This is a genomic window from Psychrobacter sp. SZ93C1 (assembly GCF_015864635.1).
Lineage (GTDB): Bacteria > Pseudomonadota > Gammaproteobacteria > Pseudomonadales > Moraxellaceae > Psychrobacter > Psychrobacter fozii.
The window spans coordinates 1-1,155 of record NZ_JADYWY010000027.1 but is presented as its reverse complement, the minus strand read 5'-3'; the positions used below and the strand labels follow the sequence as shown (position 1 = coordinate 1,155).

Below are 1,155 nucleotides of genomic sequence, written 5' to 3'. Positions count from 1 at the left end.
ACAGAAAAAAGCCAAGTCCAATTCCGCGAAAAATACGACAACTTCATCAATGGTGAATGGGTTGCACCCGTTGATGGTGAATACTTTGACAACACCAGTCCCATAGATGGCAAAGTCATCTGCCAAGTTGCCCGCTCAAAAGAGGCTGATATCGAAAAAGCCCTAGATGCGGCTCACGCTGCCAAGGATGCGTGGGGCAAAACCAGCGTCACGGAACGCGCCAACATCCTCCTCAAAATCGCTGACAAAATGGAAGCCAATCTTGAGTCTATCGCCATTGCTGAATGTTATGAAAACGGCAAACCGGTGCGTGAGACACTCGCAGCAGACATCCCGCTAGCCGTTGACCATTTCCGTTATTTCGCCAGTGCCATTCGCGCCCAAGAAGGCGGCATCAGTCAGATTGATGACGATACCGTTGCCTATCATTTCCATGAGCCCCTTGGTGTTGTCGGTCAGATTATCCCTTGGAACTTCCCTATCCTGATGGCCGTCTGGAAACTGGCACCTGCATTAGCTGCTGGTAACTGTGTGGTTCTCAAACCTGCTGAGCAAACCCCTGCGTCTATTCTCTATATGTTAGAGATTATTGGTGCAGCTGATCTGTTACCTAAAGGTGTATTAAACGTCGTCAATGGCTTTGGTGTCGAAGCTGGTAAGCCGTTAGCTTCTAACCCTCGTATCAATAAAGTAGCCTTTACGGGTGAGACCACGACGGGTCGACTCATCATGCAGTATGCCAGTGAAAACATCATTCCTGTGACCTTGGAGCTGGGTGGTAAAAGTCCAAATATCTTCTTTGCCGATATCATGGACGAAGACGATGACTTCTTGGACAAAGCGGTTGAAGGCCTAGTAATGTTTGCGCTGAACCAAGGTGAGGTCTGTACCTGCCCATCACGTGCACTGGTACATGAGAATATCTATGATGAGTTTATCAAACGCTGTATCGCTCGTGTTGAGGCCATCAAAATGGGCAATCCATTAGATACGGAAACAATGATTGGGGCACAAGCAAGCTCAGATCAACTAGAGAAAATCCTATCTTATCTAGATATCGGTAAACAAGAAGGCGCTAAAGTACTGGTCGGTGGTGAACGAGCCACACACGACGGTGATCTGGGTGATGGCTACTACGTGCAGCCGACTATCTTT

General features: G+C 48.1%; 1 protein-coding gene. It reads left to right on the top strand.

Annotation, left to right across the window (positions count from 1 at the left end):
* The coding region (locus I6E83_RS14630) for an aldehyde dehydrogenase family protein (RefSeq protein ID WP_197102973.1) at nt 1-1,155 on the top strand (1,155 nt) is incomplete at both ends.